Source organism: Sphaerothrix gracilis Ecp01, assembly GCF_030405905.1.
In the GTDB taxonomy this organism is placed as follows: Bacteria; Cyanobacteriota; Cyanobacteriia; order Phormidesmidales; family Phormidesmidaceae; genus Sphaerothrix; species Sphaerothrix gracilis.
The window spans coordinates 150,123-164,051 of sequence record NZ_JASATW010000005.1; the positions used below are offsets into that span (position 1 = coordinate 150,123).

The 13,929-nt window shown below is 50.1% G+C and carries 19 protein-coding genes; 13 read left to right on the forward strand and 6 right to left on the reverse strand.

The genetic code is table 11. The features are described from left to right. Window positions 1–117 precede the first annotated feature (117 nt). Window positions 118–1,251, forward strand: a complete 1,134-nt coding sequence (locus QJQ48_RS07105; RefSeq protein WP_346290513.1) for a GAF domain-containing protein — start codon at window positions 118–120, stop codon at window positions 1,249–1,251. A gap of 121 nt (window positions 1,252–1,372) precedes the next feature. Next, the gene (locus QJQ48_RS07110; RefSeq protein WP_346290514.1) at window positions 1,373–1,843 is read left to right on the forward strand and encodes a RipA family octameric membrane protein; all 471 of its coding nucleotides are present in this window, start codon (window positions 1,373–1,375) and stop codon (window positions 1,841–1,843) included. Between the two features lie 173 nt (window positions 1,844–2,016). Here QJQ48_RS07110 and QJQ48_RS07115 read toward each other — a convergent pair whose 3' ends face one another. Next, a complete protein-coding gene (locus tag QJQ48_RS07115; RefSeq protein ID WP_346290515.1) occupies window positions 2,017–2,904 on the reverse strand; it encodes an alpha/beta fold hydrolase in 888 nt (295 codons plus the stop codon). Between the two features lie 13 nt (window positions 2,905–2,917). Beyond that, window positions 2,918–4,384 (reverse strand): amidase, encoded by a 1,467-nt coding sequence (locus QJQ48_RS07120; RefSeq protein ID WP_346290516.1) that lies wholly within the window; start codon window positions 4,382–4,384, stop codon window positions 2,918–2,920. A 112-nt stretch (window positions 4,385–4,496) separates the two neighbouring features. On the opposite strand from QJQ48_RS07120, the gene QJQ48_RS07125 reads away from it, so the two are divergent. The 9 genes from QJQ48_RS07125 (at window position 4,497) to hpsJ-A (ending at window position 10,825) form a co-directional block, all read left to right on the forward strand. Next, entirely contained in the window at window positions 4,497–5,231 is a 735-nt protein-coding gene (locus QJQ48_RS07125) for a class I SAM-dependent methyltransferase (RefSeq protein ID WP_346290517.1), read from the forward strand. Window positions 5,232–5,313: 82 nt separating this feature from the next. Then, on the forward strand, window positions 5,314–5,850 hold the full coding sequence (psbP, locus tag QJQ48_RS07130) for a photosystem II reaction center PsbP (protein ID WP_346290652.1): 537 nt from the start codon (window positions 5,314–5,316) through the stop codon (window positions 5,848–5,850). A 6-nt stretch (window positions 5,851–5,856) separates the two neighbouring features. Then, on the forward strand, window positions 5,857–6,450 hold the full coding sequence (locus QJQ48_RS07135) for a Maf family protein (RefSeq protein ID WP_346290518.1): 594 nt from the start codon (window positions 5,857–5,859) through the stop codon (window positions 6,448–6,450). A gap of 3 nt (window positions 6,451–6,453) precedes the next feature. After that, window positions 6,454–6,588 carry a hypothetical protein gene (locus QJQ48_RS07140; protein ID WP_346290519.1) on the forward strand — a complete coding sequence of 45 codons (135 nt, stop codon included), beginning with the start codon at window positions 6,454–6,456 and terminating at the stop codon, window positions 6,586–6,588. Between the two features lie 69 nt (window positions 6,589–6,657). After that, the gene (locus tag QJQ48_RS07145) at window positions 6,658–6,873 is read left to right on the forward strand and encodes a hypothetical protein (protein WP_346290520.1); all 216 of its coding nucleotides are present in this window, start codon (window positions 6,658–6,660) and stop codon (window positions 6,871–6,873) included. Between the two features lie 684 nt (window positions 6,874–7,557). Continuing rightward, entirely contained in the window at window positions 7,558–8,199 is a 642-nt protein-coding gene (locus tag QJQ48_RS07150; protein ID WP_346290521.1) for a PEP-CTERM sorting domain-containing protein, read from the forward strand. Between the two features lie 350 nt (window positions 8,200–8,549). Next, on the forward strand, window positions 8,550–9,371 hold the full coding sequence (gene crtA / locus QJQ48_RS07155; protein ID WP_346290522.1) for a cyanoexosortase A: 822 nt from the start codon (window positions 8,550–8,552) through the stop codon (window positions 9,369–9,371). 7 nt (window positions 9,372–9,378) lie between these two features. Then, complete coding sequence (locus tag QJQ48_RS07160; RefSeq protein WP_346290523.1) at window positions 9,379–10,098, forward strand: cyanoexosortase A system-associated protein; 720 nt, start codon at window positions 9,379–9,381, stop codon at window positions 10,096–10,098. A 61-nt stretch (window positions 10,099–10,159) separates the two neighbouring features. Further along, window positions 10,160–10,825, forward strand: a complete 666-nt coding sequence (gene hpsJ-A / locus QJQ48_RS07165) for an HpsJ-like protein, cyanoexosortase A-associated (protein WP_346290524.1) — start codon at window positions 10,160–10,162, stop codon at window positions 10,823–10,825. A 21-nt stretch (window positions 10,826–10,846) separates the two neighbouring features. Here hpsJ-A and mutY read toward each other — a convergent pair whose 3' ends face one another. From mutY to QJQ48_RS07185, 4 genes are all read right to left on the reverse strand, one after another. Then, window positions 10,847–11,923 carry an A/G-specific adenine glycosylase gene (mutY, locus tag QJQ48_RS07170; protein WP_346290525.1) on the reverse strand — a complete coding sequence of 359 codons (1,077 nt, stop codon included), beginning with the start codon at window positions 11,921–11,923 and terminating at the stop codon, window positions 10,847–10,849. A 77-nt stretch (window positions 11,924–12,000) separates the two neighbouring features. Then, entirely contained in the window at window positions 12,001–12,339 is a 339-nt protein-coding gene (locus QJQ48_RS07175; RefSeq protein WP_346290526.1) for a DUF760 domain-containing protein, read from the reverse strand. 155 nt (window positions 12,340–12,494) lie between these two features. Further along, window positions 12,495–12,737, reverse strand: a complete 243-nt coding sequence (locus QJQ48_RS07180; protein WP_346290527.1) for a 2Fe-2S iron-sulfur cluster-binding protein — start codon at window positions 12,735–12,737, stop codon at window positions 12,495–12,497. A gap of 7 nt (window positions 12,738–12,744) precedes the next feature. Next, a complete protein-coding gene (locus QJQ48_RS07185) occupies window positions 12,745–13,038 on the reverse strand; it encodes a DUF2470 domain-containing protein (RefSeq protein WP_346290528.1) in 294 nt (97 codons plus the stop codon). Window positions 13,039–13,087: 49 nt separating this feature from the next. Between QJQ48_RS07185 and QJQ48_RS07190 the strand changes: the two genes are divergently transcribed. Both QJQ48_RS07190 and QJQ48_RS07195 read left to right on the forward strand, forming a co-directional pair. Then, entirely contained in the window at window positions 13,088–13,471 is a 384-nt protein-coding gene (locus tag QJQ48_RS07190; RefSeq protein WP_346290529.1) for a hypothetical protein, read from the forward strand. Beyond that, window positions 13,468–13,881, forward strand: a complete 414-nt coding sequence (locus tag QJQ48_RS07195; protein ID WP_346290530.1) for a PPC domain-containing DNA-binding protein — start codon at window positions 13,468–13,470, stop codon at window positions 13,879–13,881. The genes QJQ48_RS07190 and QJQ48_RS07195 overlap by 4 nt, the downstream gene beginning before the upstream one ends. The last annotated feature ends 48 nt before the right edge of the window (window positions 13,882–13,929 follow it).

Sequence of the window (13,929 nt, forward strand, 5' to 3'; positions counted from 1 at the left end):
TGAATATAAATACTGAATTGAGCCTACAGCAAGAATGGAACGCAGGACCGTAGCTCTATATAGTCATAAATTTACTACTCAGTCAAAGGACTTCTTTATTGGATAAGAGGATTTATCATGCTAGATATGTTGAGCGAACTTGAGCAACTTAGTTTAACGCTAGATTTTCTAAATCGAGAAGAAGCTCGTCAGGTAACTGAGGTTGTAAGTGAGAAAATAAAAGAGAACTTGAATGCCCACATTATAGATATTCTATGGAGACAGGAAGGAAGATATCATGACATCCTCCAACCTTTTAGCAGCTTAAACGTCAGCCGACGAGAGCCTATAAAGCCTTTTGAAATCAGGGAAGATTCAGTCGGTATATGGCCTTGGGTCTACCGCAACAAGGAAGCAATATGGATTGAAAAAATTCATTCCAGCGATTTGAAGCAGCCTATTGAAAATAAAGTGACAGGACAACTGGTAGAGTCCAGAGACTTAGAATTTTTTCGTGACACTGATTCTATTCTTGCTGTTCCACTTCTTTTTAGAGATGCGCTGTGGGGAATCTTTTGCATTGAGCTACCTGTTTCTGGGAACTTTACTACAGAAATTGTAGAGTTCATTAAGCGGTTGTCGAAGCCAATTGCTAATATTATCTGGAAAGCTGATGCTTACGAGTTGAATGACACTCAAACTTCTCAGGCTATTGTCAAGTTCAAGGAGATTGTTCAAGGATCACGAATTCAGGTTAACCCTTATCGGACTGGTTTTATTGCTAGACCTTTCACCAGCGAAACGTCTGATTTTTATGAGTTAGAGGATTGTATTAGAGAGTTTTTAGTGGCGAACAATATTCAAGCTAGGCGCTACATTCATCCACCCGGAAATCGATATGTTGTTTCTGAAATTATGAAGCAAATTAAAGATTCTCATTTTGGCATCGTTGATATTACAGGTTTTAGCCCTAACATCATGCTGGAACTGGGCATGATGATGATATTGAATAAGAAGTTTATCTTGCTGCATCAAAAAGTTGACAATCTTGAGCTACCCTTCGACATTCAAAATTATCATTGCTACAAGTATGAAATTCGTAGAGGCGGCATTTATGCCTGGAGCCCAGGGGACTCTCAAGCCGTTAAGATTGAGGAGATACTGAAATCTTTTATCCCGGAACTCTATCGCGATCCTGTCTTCCGCGATGCTAAGGCGTTTATAGAAATAGAGAATTTGATTGTTGAAACACAGCAAGCTGCACTGGCCTAAATCTATTGGCAGAAAAGATTTCTAAATAGTTGGCTACATGGTTGAATAGATGGCTTACTCAAGATGATGACTTGTCTCTTACGTTAAGCCTAATTCATTAACAGCAAGCTTATAAAAAAACATGAAAATTCGCGAAGAAGACTATGGAAGTCTGTTAATAGAGCAGTACAAGATTTATATTGAGATGATGGATAGAGTTACCTCAAGAAGAGGGCAGGCAAATGCTTTCTACATCTCAGTTCTTTCTGGAATACTTGTTATTCTTTCTTTTCCCGTAAATGAAAATCTTTTAATTGAATCCAGCAATGTCCTTTTTGTCTGTATTAGTCTGCTAGGACTAGTTCTCTGTTTAATGTGGTATGTGAACCTTCAGTCATATAAGCAGCTCAATCGTCTTAAGTTTCAAGTTATTTATGAACTAGAACAGGATTTACCCTTTCCTATGTATCAGAGGGAATGGGATATTCTTGTAAATGAAAAAAACAGCTCCGGATATTATCGGCTTACGGCTATTGAAAAATATATTCCTTTGGTTTTAGCAGTCCCTTACCTGATTTTATTAATTCTCTCTATAACTTCTCTTTATAAGTAGGTTGCCATAAACAAAATGAGCATTTGTAGGTTGCGGTTGAGGAACGTTGGCGTAGTCTTGCCGGAGGCAATAAACCAACGCCCGCATGGGTTACGCTTCGCTTTAGCGCAGTCATGCCCGGAGGGCTTTATCCATCCTACAAATACATAAGGCCATCTACTTATCTAAGCAGTTTAAGCAGCCAGCCAGTGACAAATGGCCTGATTGACCTGTTCGGGGCATTCATCGTAGAGACAGTGACCTAAATCAGGAAGTTCTCGCAGTTCAACAGCGGTGCTCAGGCTGGCTACATGGCGACCCCAGCTAATCGGGATGACCCGATCGGCTTGACCCCAAAGCAGCAGCGTTGGCACTTTGACCTGGGCTAGCAGCATTTGGGTGGCGGGGCTGAAGCGCTCATCAGTGCGAGACTTGACCAAGTACATCAGCGTTCTAGCAGCACCGCGCTCAGCGGTTGGATGAATGAATGACGCTACTAGATCGGCTGTCACTCGCTCTGGCTTGGTGTAGATTGATTGCAAAACGGCCCGAATAAACCAGTTCCGCCGTGCTAGGCGAAACAGGGGACGAATCAAAATTGGAGATGAAAACCAGTCTTCAAACTTGCTCGCAAGCTGACCGCTCCAGCCAGTCAGTAGCTCTTGGCGAGCTGCTGGCAGCGTCAGCATAATCAGGCGATCGACCATTTCTGGATGGGTGGTAGTGGCGGCCAGCGCGACTAAAGCCCCCAGAGAGTGACCCAGCAAAATCGTTGGCTGTCCCAGCCAGGTCTGCCAAAAATCAATTATCTGCTCTACCCAGAGGTCGGTGCCGAAACGAGTTGCGGCTTTCTCTGAGCCGCCAAATCCCAGCAAATCGATAGCATAGACCGGATGATACTGGCTTAGGGGCGTCAGGTTGTCGCGCCACTGTTGCAGGCTAGCGCCGAAGCCGTGTAGCAGTAAAATCGGAGCTGCACTGGCGGCAGTAGGTGTACCCGGTGGTAGATAGGTGTAGCGAATGCGCCAGCCGCGCCAGAACCAAATCCGCTGATTTCCCAATGTCGCTTTTAGCGTTGCCATTGTGCTTTCTCCTTCAGTAGCCGGGAGGTGGAGTAAAATCTCCGGTAACTTTAGCAATTTGCTTGGCGATCGCTAGCAATTCGCGATCGCACCAGCGCCGTCCCACAATTTGTACGCCCATCGGCAAACCTGCGGGGCTGAAGCCGACAGGGACCACAACAACTGGATTGCCGGTGAGATTAAAAATGCTGGTGTAGGAGCAGCCCGCCGACAGGTAAGACAAAATCTTAGACTCTATGATCATAGGCCGCCCCAGCACCGCATGGGGAAAGGCTGGCTGAGGACACACCGGGCAGATCCAGGCATCCCAGTCTCCCAAAAAGGCTTCAAGCTGGCTGATGAAGCGATCGCGGCGAGCCATTGCCCGGCTCGTGCGGGTAAAGCTCAGCCGCATACCAGAGACAAAGCCCCGCGCCGTCGGCCCGCCGGGAACAAACATAGGGGGTACTAGAGACAACAGCCGATAGAGATACATCTTCCAGTCGGCCTCTTTGCTATACAGCTCAGTCACGGCAATCTCGCCAAAAGTTTCCCAGGCTTCGCCGTAGTTGAAATCCAAAGGACTACACTTTTTTACCTGAGCGCCGCGATCGCTCAGCGTCTGGGTTACTTTCTGCAGCATGACGTTAGTTTCCGGCGTGACTGGAATGTCACCAAAGCGATCCGTCCAAGCGAGGCGAAGATTTTCGAGAGAGGGCACTTGGGGAACAGTTTGGGGGACCGGGGGAACCTCCCAGTCACGGCCATCTGGCCCTTCAATCAGCATTAAACCTAGCTCTAAGTCTTCAATGCAGCGGGCAATCAGTCCGGCAGAAACCTGCTTGCGTAGGCTACGAGGGCGATTCGGCAGTGGTGGCAGTTGACCCACTAAAGAAACGCGGTTTTCGGTGGGTTTGAGGCTAAACAAGCCGCAGAAGTGGGCTGGAATCCGAATCGAACCGGCCGCATCAGTGCCTAACTCCATTGCCGATAGCCCTGCTGCCACCGCAGCGCTGCCGCCTCCCGTACTGCCACCGCAGGTATAGTCTAAGTCCCACGGATTATTGGCCTGGCCGAAGAGGGGACTATCGGTTTGTAAATCTTTTGCTAGCTTCGGCATGTTGGTTTTGCCGAGCACGATTGCTCCGGCTGCCTTCAGCCGGGCCACGGCTGCTGCATCTCGCTGAGGTACGTAGTGCTTCAACGGCGGATAGCTGACCGTCGTTCGCAGACCCGCCGTTTCCCAATTGTCTTTAATCGTGATCGGAACGCCGTGCAGAGGCCCCCAGAACTCGCCGCGAGCGATCGCGGCATCTGCGGCCTGTGCCCGCTGGCGGGCGGCCTCGAAATTAGGGGTGACAATGGCGTTGAGGGCGGCATTGTGCTGCTTAATCTGGCGCAGATAAGCTTCGAGAACTTCGGTAGCAGAAAACTGGCGATCGCAGATGCCCTGGGCTAGGGCATGAGCCGGTAAAAAAATAAGGGAAGCCTGATTGACCATAGGAACTGTCAAAAAACTAAAAAGGCCAACAAGCTAAAATATAAGGCCAATACCTGGGCCTCACTGTCGGGCAAAGCGGGATTGGCGTCATCTGGAGAAAGTAGGAGTGTTTATGAACCGTTCGTGGATCAGCGCAGCGATCGCCTGTTGCCTCGCCCTCTTCGTCTTATCGGGCTGTTCTCCTAGCGTCACCCACAGCAATCCTGACACTCCCTATCGCCAAACGACGCCCAGCCCGGATGGCATTGGCAAAGTCTATCTAGGGCGAGAAATTTCCCAGGTGATGGGGCACCGGGGTGCAGCTTGGCTAGAGCGATCCAGCCGTAAATTTGAGGAAAATCCCGGCTTAGCGGTGGATTTACTCGCATTGCAGCCGACCGATACCGTCGCTGACATTGGCGCAGGTACCGGGTATATCAGCTTTCGGCTGGCCCAACAGGTACCCGCTGGCAAAGTCTTGGCGGTGGACATTCAGCCAGAAATGTTGGAAATGCTGGCGGCGCGAAAAGCGGCAAACGGGATTGAGAATGTCGAGCCAGTGCAAGGAGACGTAGATAATCCCCACCTACCTGCCGCCAGTCTTGACTTGGCGATTATGGTGGATGCCTACCATGAGTTTGCCTACCCCCAGGAAATGATGACCCATCTGGTAGAAGCGCTGAAGCCAGGGGGACGAGTGGTATTGGCGGAATACCGAGCGGAGAATCCGTTCATCGCCATTAAGCGGCTGCACAAGATGAGCCAAAAGCAGGTGAAAAAAGAAATGGCAGCGGTTGGCCTCACGTGGCAAAAAACGGATGAATCCCTGCCGCAACAGCATTTGCTGTTTTTTGAAAAACCTGCCTGATGCCTCAAAATCTTACGGCTTGCATTCGGCCCCTGAGATGGGAGAATAGGGAGTGGCGATCGCAACTCAAGACATCATGACTATGCTGAAGCGGATAGCAGCTTTACTACTGGTAGTAGTCGCGCTGAATTTACAGGGCTGTGTTACAGCAGGCAGCGGCCTAAAAAGCTATGTAGACAGCTACAAGGGCTATCAGTTTCTCTATCCGACTGGTTGGCTAGAGGTCAATACCAGCAATGCTGATGTGGTTTTTCACGACCTGGTCAACGATACCGAAAACGTCAGCGTCGTGATTAGCGAAGTACCGGAAGGTCAAACCCTGCAGGATTTAGGCGATCCTACCGAAGTGGGCTACAAGCTTTCTAAAAGCATTACTCAGATGGCTGGAGGCGATCGCGATGTCCAGCTGATTAGCGCCCAGGAAATTCAGTCTGATGACGAAACTTATTACATCCTGGAGTATTTAGCTGATTTGCCTTCGGGGTTGCGCCATAACTTAGCTAGCGTCATTGTCCGCCGAGATCAGCTTTTCACCTTTAATGCCTCCACCCGCGAAGAGCGCTGGGACAAAATGAAAACTCTTCTGAAGCAGGCAGTGGCGTCCTTCTCCGTTTACTAAACCGCTATGATGCCTCAGTTTGTTCTGGCTTCAGCTTCGCCAGCGCGGCGGCAGCTACTGGTGGCCGCAGGCATTCAGCCTTTTGTCTGTCCCAGTCGCTTTGATGAAGATCAGGTCCGAATTGCTGACCCGGCTCGGCTAGTAGAGGCCTTAGCGGTGGGCAAAGCCGAAACAGTGGCCCCCCAGTTTGCTGACGCGCTGGTTTTAGGCTGCGATTCGGTGTTGGCGTTCAACGGCCAGATTTACGGTAAGCCTGAGAATGCAGAGGCGGCGATCGCCCGCTGGCAAAAAATGAGGGGGCAGGTGGGCGAACTCTATACGGGGCACGTCCTGCTCGATACCCGTCAGCAACGGCAGCAGGTACGCACACAGGTTTCTAAGGTCTTTTTCGCCCAGGTGAGCGATCGCCAAATTGCGGCCTACGTCGCCTCTGGTGAACCGCTAAACTGCGCTGGCGCTTTCACGATTGACGGCAAGGGCAGCCTTTTTATTGAAAAAGTCGAGGGCTGCTACACCAACATCATCGGCCTCAGTATGCCACTGCTGAGGCAGATGCTAGATGATTTAGGCTACAGCGCTACCGATTTCTGGCACCGTTGAGAGATGAATTCGCGCAGCGGATATAGCAGCGGTGAGTCGGGCTTGATCCGGCGCACACGCAACTCCTATCAGCGTCTTCACCCGCAAGTGGTGGCTATCGGTACCAGCCTGCCGCGATCGCTAGAGATTAATTTTTAAGACAGCAAAAGTTTTTGAGCTGCTAGGAAAACTAAAATTTCTGTATCGATAGATACAAAATTAAAGCCTATGACCGTTTCAACTTCTGTTTCTACCAAGCTAGCTGCTGCTGTCACTGGTTTCGTCCCCCAAGCCCAGCAGTGGGTAAAACTACGCGATCGCATCTCTGAGTACAGCGCTGAGGAAGCACTGCTGCTGTGTGAAGAAGCCGATGGCCGCTGGCTGGCTTGGGTGCCTGATCACGGTGAAGCCGTTCTAGATCGCGGTCAGATTTTCCAACGCTAAGCAATTCACCTGAAAGATTGAGACGGAGAAGCGAAGCGTTTGCCTAGAGAGCAATCAAGAAAATTGCCGTCGCCAGTTTAACCCCCTCACTTGGCTCCAGTCTAGCGGGATACAGTTTGCGAGCTTGGTTTAATCCTTTATAAAACTGGGTCAAAGAACCGCTTGCAGTTAAAGCTTGCATAAACTCGTTCTAAAAGATATTTGCGGGATTTCTACTAGGTGGGAGTATAGAAGTCAGCATCTATAGTTTAGCTCTACGAAAAAACTAATCGACACGTTGCAGCTTCAAGTTGAATCCGTCCCCGCTTTAACTTCAATCTGCAGGTAGATATTAGTAAAAACTTCTTAGTCAGCATTCTCGTTCGACTGCGTTCACTTGAGATATTGATCTCATCAAGAGAAGTCTGATTGATCTCAGCATCATCAACGCGTTTGTTTCAGAGATTTTTTCTTTGAAACAAATTGTGCAGAAAAACTGAGCATCTGTCTAATCCTCTTGGGCGGTTCTAACAAGCTATGGGGATACGCGATCGCCAAAATCTAGAAATAGCTCTCTAGCAATTCCTTTCTCAGGAATTTACCAACACAATGAAAAAAAATCTGCAAAAGCCTTTGTTGTTTTCGTCTTTAGCGGTAGCCGCGAGCGTCATCGTTCCTGCTATAAACCCTACTGCAGCCCAAGCCGTGACACCTCGTTCTATTCCTGCTTTTGGCTTTGGCTGTGTCAGCAATAACAATGCTGCTAACTGCGAGGCTGGCAGCAATCAGTTTAAGGTCAAGCTGACTCAGCATAGCTCCACTCAGGTGATGTTTAAGTTTTTCAATTTTGGCTCATCGGCCTCATCCATTACCCGCGTCTATTTTGAAGATACCGGCTTTAAAACTTTAGGCTCTATTGCTGAAATTATTAACTCTACCGGCGTCAATTTCTCAACTAACCATCCCGGTAGCTCTAATATGCCAGCGGGCCGGACAATTGGCTTTTCAACCTCTTTCAGTGCTGGCGCAACCAGCCCGGTTCAACCTAAGGGAGTGAACAACGATGTTGATTCAGTCCTAGATCCTTCTTCAGAATTTGTCGGCCTTGTTTTCAACGTTTTGCCAGGTTTTGATGATTCCTTTAATGCCGTTGTGACTGACTTACGGCGCGGAACTCTGCGGGTAGGTCTTCATGCTCAAGGCTTTGAGAATGGCGGCAGTGAGAGCTTCGTTAACGAGTCAGTGCCCGAACCAATTACAACTGTAGGATCTGGTATTGCCTTGGGGTTTGGAGCGCTGCTCAACCGTAAACGGAACGCCGCTAAGCGCAAGTCTGCAGAAGCCTAAACCTGGTTTCTGTTAGCTCATTCAAAGTGCGGGGGCTTGTCAGTAGGGTAGAGCGATCGCCCAGTCTCAAACCAGACTCAGGTTGAAAGCTGTAGCTGCATTTTCTCTGCCCTCTGCCAAGGCTCAATCGCTTATTGAGCGGCGCTATTTACCTACTGGCGTGACGTATCTAAAAATTGAGGCTTTTGTAAGTTGGCGTTGAGCATAGCAAAAACCAACGTTGACAGGGCTTCTTGAAATTTCGTTGTTGGCCAATCTAAATTTTTAGGCCGGTCATTCCACTGGCTTTATTTTTGTCGATTAGAACTATCGCTTAGCTTCAAGCTGTTGCTTCTTTTAGGTAAACGTCAATGATGCCTCAAGCTTTTTCAAAGCGGTTTGTAGCAGATAAATTTTGGCTATTAGGCATTGGAACTGGCCTCGTCGCAATTCATCTAACCATGACGGATCGGCTGGGGCAAAGCGAGCTTTTCAGCACTAGCTTGCTCTATTGGTCTGCGATTACCTATTTGATCTGGCAAAAACACGAAAAACTGAGATTGCAAAGCGGCTGGTTTAGCACTTTGTTGGGGCTATGCTTGGTAACTCTAATCTTAGTTAAAAGTCAGGCTTTGGGCAGCGCCGACTTCTTTTTACGGCTGCTGCCTTTTTTAGCGGCTTTGGCCTTAGCTCTAGTAGCTTCGGGCTTGAGAGGGCTGCCACAGTACTGGCGGGAACTGCTAGTTTTATCGCTTTTAATTCCCCACAGCGGCCTGCTTTCTCAGCTTCTCGATATTTCTAAAAGTACGGCTCAGGCCGCCACAATCTTTTTGTGGTACGCAGGCTTCGATGTCTATCGTCAAGGTGTTTACGTGGTTCTACCTGCGGGCAGTGTCGAAGTAAATCCGGGCTGTGCTGGTTACAGCCTGATGATGCAGCTTCTAGGAACCTCAGTTATTTTTCTACTTCTTTACTCAACTCAGCGGATACAACGAGTCTTTTTGCCCATTGCGGCGATCGCTTTTGGCTTTTTAGTCAACTCAGTTCGCGTGGGTTTGATGGCAGTCCTAGCGGCTTCTTCCGGCCAGGAAGCTTTTGAATATTGGCATGTGGGTAATGGATCTCTCATTTTTTCGGCGGTTTCTATTACCTTGTTGGGGCTTTTCTGTTTCTTTACTCTCCAGCCAGAGTAGATAGCTTATGCTTGAATCAAAGCAAACTAGGCAGTACTGGCGATCGCTCAGAAGCATTCTTTTATGCCTAACTTGTCTAAGCATTTTTGGCGTACTGGGTAAGCTGCTCCTGGCTTCAGAAGCTTCTGTGTCTGAGCGAATCAAGCCGCAGCCACTGACTTTTCCAGACAGGATCGCTCTTGCCAATTTTCGCTTTTTAGCAAGTCAACCAATTGCGGCCCCTGCTAACCCAGAGGCTCAAAATCGCTTTCTGATCAACGGTCAAATTTACCGATATCAGCAAAACTCGCGATTTTTGACTGCGGAAATGTACTACATGGTTGATACGAGCGGCAACGTCGCTGGTTTTTTAGAGCAAAACACGGCTATTCCCATTGAATCTGTTAGACCTGCCCTCAAAACAGAGAAATATCAGGCAGCCGTTGGCTATTACCTCCTATTTCCCTATCAGGAAAAACGCTATTTAGCTAGCTGTATCAATCCTAAAGGAGAAAGCACAGTCACCCTGCCGCAGTTTAGAGATAACCGCTATCGCTACGACATTCTCAGCCCACGTCTTTTGAAATGGCTATTGACTTCAGAAAATATTCGTGACTTTCGCTGCCTCTGGGTACTGATGTCTACCAGTTCAGCTCAGAAAGACCCAGGCGAAGACTATCAGGTGCTAGAGCAAGCCTGGTTTGACTGGCAGGCGCAGTGGCAACCTCAATTTTCCCGCTTTGACTAGCTAGATTAGCCTTTTCATCCAACCTATCAGGTGTCCCAAAATGGCTCATACCGCGTCTAAAATGACTGACTCTCGTAAGACAACTGCTTTAATTCGCCTGTCTGGTTATGGCCTACTTTTCATATTTGCCGTACAGCTAGGAGATATTTTCATTCCGGCTTATTTCATGGATCCAGATTGGGAATTAGGCATGGTGGCTAGTCTATTAGAAAGAATGCCGCTGGCCCTAATTGCCCTGGTTCTGGTTTTCTTTGGTGAAATGACCTGGCGCAATAAGTGGGAAAAGCGACTTCTATGGGGACTTTCCTGGTCAACCTTGATTGTCGGACTGCTGTTTTTGAGTCTGGTTCCACTCAGCGTCAGCTCAAGCATCAAGCTGAAAACAGAAACAACTGAGCGAACAAACCTAGAATATAGGCAGCAGATTGCTCAGCTAGAACAACTGCAAGCCAGAGTTGAAAATGCGACTGCTCAGGAGATGGATGCTCTAGCCGCAGCCCTGGCTGGGCAGACCACAGCTATAGAAGTTAGTGACTCTCAGGCTCTGACCGAGCAGGTGAATGCTGAAATCCAGTCGGCCCAAAAGCAGCTTAGGGTTCAGCGCGAAACGGTTGAAAATGCTCAATGGCGCAACCTGCAAAAAAACGCTATCAAGTGGAGTCTAATTGCGATTGTGTCTGCATTTCTGTTTTTCTCGGTCTGGAACCTCACCGCTTGGGCCCGCTAATTTTCGCTTCGCCCGCTATGTCTAAGCAGTTGCCGCTCTCAAGGCGTCGATAATCTGCACGTTGGCCGATGGAAAGGGATACTGGTCGATCTCATCTAACGTTACCCAGCGAATTTCGTCACATTCAAGCGGCTGCGGCTCACCGCTGAGGTGGCGGCAGTGATGCACGTTGAGCGTGACTTTGAAGTGGGTGTAGGCATGTTCTACTACAATCAGGCGATCGCCCACCTCAATTTCAATATCCAGTTCTTCTTTGATCTCCCGTTTGATGCAGGCTTCAATCGTTTCTTCTGGCTCAACTTTGCCACCGGGAAACTCCCACATGCCGCCAAGCAGTCCTTCCTGACGACGGCGATCGATCAGAATCTGGCCCTGATCGTTACGGATGACGGCGACGCCGATAAATTTGTGGGGCAGCGGCGGACGACTTTCAGACATAGGTAGCTCCGACTGTACATTCTGATTGTAGGCCGCGCAGTGGCGCTGCCAAGGACAAAGCAGGCAGGCTGGGCTGTGGCGAGTGCAAAGGGTGGCCCCTAGATCCATCAGGGCCTGGTTGAAATCTCTGGGCTGCTGCGGATCAAGCAGGGTGGCTGAAAGCGACCAGAGGCGATCGAGGGCTTTGCTAGGGGGCTGCGGCAGGGCGATCAGCCGCGCCAGCACCCGCTTAACGTTGCCGTCTAAGATGGGCACGGCCTGGTTAAACGCCGCGCTGAGAATACCGCCGGCGGTGGTGCGGCCAATGCCCGGCAGAGCGATCGCCGCCGCTAACTGACGAGGAAACTGCCCCTGATGCTGCTGCACGACTGCTTGAGCCGCGCGGTGTAGATTTCTGGCCCGCGCATAGTAGCCCAGCCCCTGCCATGCTTTGAGTACGGTTTGCTGGTCAGCCGCCGCCAATGCTTCAACCGTAGGAAACTGCTGCAGCCAGCGCTGGTAGTAGGGCAAAACCGTCTTCACCTGTGTCTGCTGCAGCATAATCTCCGAAATCCAGATGGCATAAGGATCGCGGCTACGTCGCCAGGGCAGATCGCGGCCAAACTGAGCGTACCAGTCCAGCAGCGATCGCCGCAGCTCCTCTACAACAGAATTCGGCAAGTCCGCTGACGAACTTGCCGAAGCTGAAATCTCTCTCAATAATTCAGGCTGATTCAAGAAAAGCGTTCAGACTTAAATTAATCAGACAGGCTGGAGCTATCTACGTTGGCTAAAGACTGCTCAAAGGTCATTCTCTGCTCGGCGCTGCGGAGAAAATAACCGCTCATCATGGCAGAAGCCAGCAGCCGCCCTAGGTGCTCACGGCTAGTCGTAATCGTAATGTCAAAATGCTGCGATGGCAATCCGCCTAAGAGACCGACAATATTGTGCTCCATCACCTGCAAAACTTCTGAGGAATCAGGCTTAGAGAGCTGAGCAATCATTTCAGGCTCTAAAGATTGAACGTACTGCATCAGGGCATTGTCACCAGCAGACTTGCCTAAAAAATCTGACGCTTGACCGGGCGCGTTATTCACAACAGCTACCTCACTCGGACAACAAATACTCGCTGGGCTGTATAACCCTGGGAGCGGTGCTACATCTGATGTAGCGCTTAATGCCACTGTAGCAAGGCAAACTACGGACTAGGGTAAGTAGAACCGAACCGCAGCTACCCCATCTTCCCTACTGTTTACCAGGTCGGATCGACATAGAGATTCACCGTCATCTGCGATCGCCCACTGGGAACCGCCGTAATGCAGGCGCAAATTGGGTCAGCTTCTCCTTCCACTTCCACTTCACAGGCATGACAAGATCCCATCAGGCAGCCTGTGGGAATGGTGACGCCTGCCCGGTCAGCTACCTGTAGCAAAGGCTCTCCGGCTTCAGCCTGAGTCACTATGTTATCTGGTAGGAAGCGAATTTCTACGCTCATACTTCCTCTACTGGGCGGCGTTGGGACTGGCCTGCACCTGTTTCAACATGTCCACCAGGGTATGATGAGCATCCTGAGCGCTTTCTAACGTATGATCAAAGTCCACCCGCACTGGGGTAGGCTGACCGTCAACCTGAGCTGTCAGATTCATCCCCTCAGCGTCGATGGATTCCATTGAGGCGGCTGTGGCCGATTGAATGCCGCCAAAAATCTGGGCATAGGTCAAAACAGCCTCGGCATGATCTTTATTCATGTGCTTGCAAATGCGATCGCTCACTGCCGCTGTAATGGCTTCAGACATGTAAAATTCTCCAAGCTATATCCCTAACCTAGCACTGCTTGCAGAAGTCATGGAGTCCCCGTCAGCGCATAATCTTAAACATCCCTGGCCTACAGGACATATTTTTCAAAGTCCGGGGGCACATTTGACCTACCGCGTTGTCGGGCCTTGCTGTCGGCTGTTTGACCGAGAGCAGCTCCCTTGGCCCTGCTGTCGCCTGCAGTGGCGGGGTAAGGAACCCAGTTGGCGCCGAATTGGTCGCCGCCTAGTGCCGGATATGGCAACGCGAAAATTTGCTTCCTACAGCGTTGAAATCGTTGGTCAGGGCTACCGCAGTGAGCCATTTGTAACGACCTTGTATACGTTTGCTCTGCCCCCCGAACTGCAGCAGTGGTGGTATGCCAAGCGTCTGCCTGTAGACCAGTCCGCTGCCACCGTGAGTCTAAAATTATGACGCGATCGCCCCTTAGTTCCTTGGCGTTGCGGCTGACGCCCGGCGCTGATCTAAAGCTCAGCCTGCTGGAGTTCGCTCAAGTTCACGAACTGCAGGCCGGTTTTGTTTTGACAGCCGTTGGCAGCCTACAGGCGGCGCATCTGCGCTATGCCGGACAGGCTGAAGGAGAGCAGCGACAGCAGCGATTTGAGATTGTGTCTCTAGTCGGCACCTTTTCAGCCCAAGCGGCTCACCTGCACATCGCGCTGGCTGACGCGCAGGGAAAACTGCTCGGCGGCCATGTTTTACCCGGCTGTATTGTCTACACCACTGCTGAAATCGTCGTGGGTGAGCTGAACGAGATCGCCTTTAACCGCGCCCCTGATCCACAGACGGGCTATCGAGAACTGGTGATTGAGCCACGCCGTTAGCTCGGCGGACGTGTTTATCCTGTCCTATTGCCGGCAGATTATGACTTG

Excerpts from the sequence above, each read along its gene's own strand:
- QJQ48_RS07105 (WP_346290513.1), top strand. The coding sequence starts at position 118 with ATGCTAGATATGTTGAGCGAACTTGAGCAACTTAGTTTAACGCTAGAT.
- QJQ48_RS07110 (WP_346290514.1), top strand. The coding sequence starts at position 1,373 with ATGAAAATTCGCGAAGAAGACTATGGAAGTCTGTTAATAGAGCAGTAC.
- QJQ48_RS07115 (WP_346290515.1), bottom strand. The coding sequence starts at position 2,904 with ATGGCAACGCTAAAAGCGACATTGGGAAATCAGCGGATTTGGTTCTGG.
- QJQ48_RS07120 (WP_346290516.1), bottom strand. The coding sequence starts at position 4,384 with ATGGTCAATCAGGCTTCCCTTATTTTTTTACCGGCTCATGCCCTAGCC.
- QJQ48_RS07125 (WP_346290517.1), top strand. The coding sequence starts at position 4,497 with ATGAACCGTTCGTGGATCAGCGCAGCGATCGCCTGTTGCCTCGCCCTC.
- psbP (WP_346290652.1), top strand. The coding sequence starts at position 5,314 with ATGCTGAAGCGGATAGCAGCTTTACTACTGGTAGTAGTCGCGCTGAAT.
- QJQ48_RS07135 (WP_346290518.1), top strand. The coding sequence starts at position 5,857 with ATGATGCCTCAGTTTGTTCTGGCTTCAGCTTCGCCAGCGCGGCGGCAG.
- QJQ48_RS07140 (WP_346290519.1), top strand. The coding sequence starts at position 6,454 with ATGAATTCGCGCAGCGGATATAGCAGCGGTGAGTCGGGCTTGATCCGG.
- QJQ48_RS07145 (WP_346290520.1), top strand. The coding sequence starts at position 6,658 with ATGACCGTTTCAACTTCTGTTTCTACCAAGCTAGCTGCTGCTGTCACT.
- crtA (WP_346290522.1), top strand. The coding sequence starts at position 8,550 with ATGATGCCTCAAGCTTTTTCAAAGCGGTTTGTAGCAGATAAATTTTGG.
- QJQ48_RS07160 (WP_346290523.1), top strand. The coding sequence starts at position 9,379 with ATGCTTGAATCAAAGCAAACTAGGCAGTACTGGCGATCGCTCAGAAGC.
- hpsJ-A (WP_346290524.1), top strand. The coding sequence starts at position 10,160 with ATGACTGACTCTCGTAAGACAACTGCTTTAATTCGCCTGTCTGGTTAT.
- QJQ48_RS07180 (WP_346290527.1), bottom strand. The coding sequence starts at position 12,737 with ATGAGCGTAGAAATTCGCTTCCTACCAGATAACATAGTGACTCAGGCT.
- QJQ48_RS07185 (WP_346290528.1), bottom strand. The coding sequence starts at position 13,038 with ATGTCTGAAGCCATTACAGCGGCAGTGAGCGATCGCATTTGCAAGCAC.
- QJQ48_RS07190 (WP_346290529.1), top strand. The coding sequence starts at position 13,088 with ATGGAGTCCCCGTCAGCGCATAATCTTAAACATCCCTGGCCTACAGGA.
- QJQ48_RS07195 (WP_346290530.1), top strand. The coding sequence starts at position 13,468 with ATGACGCGATCGCCCCTTAGTTCCTTGGCGTTGCGGCTGACGCCCGGC.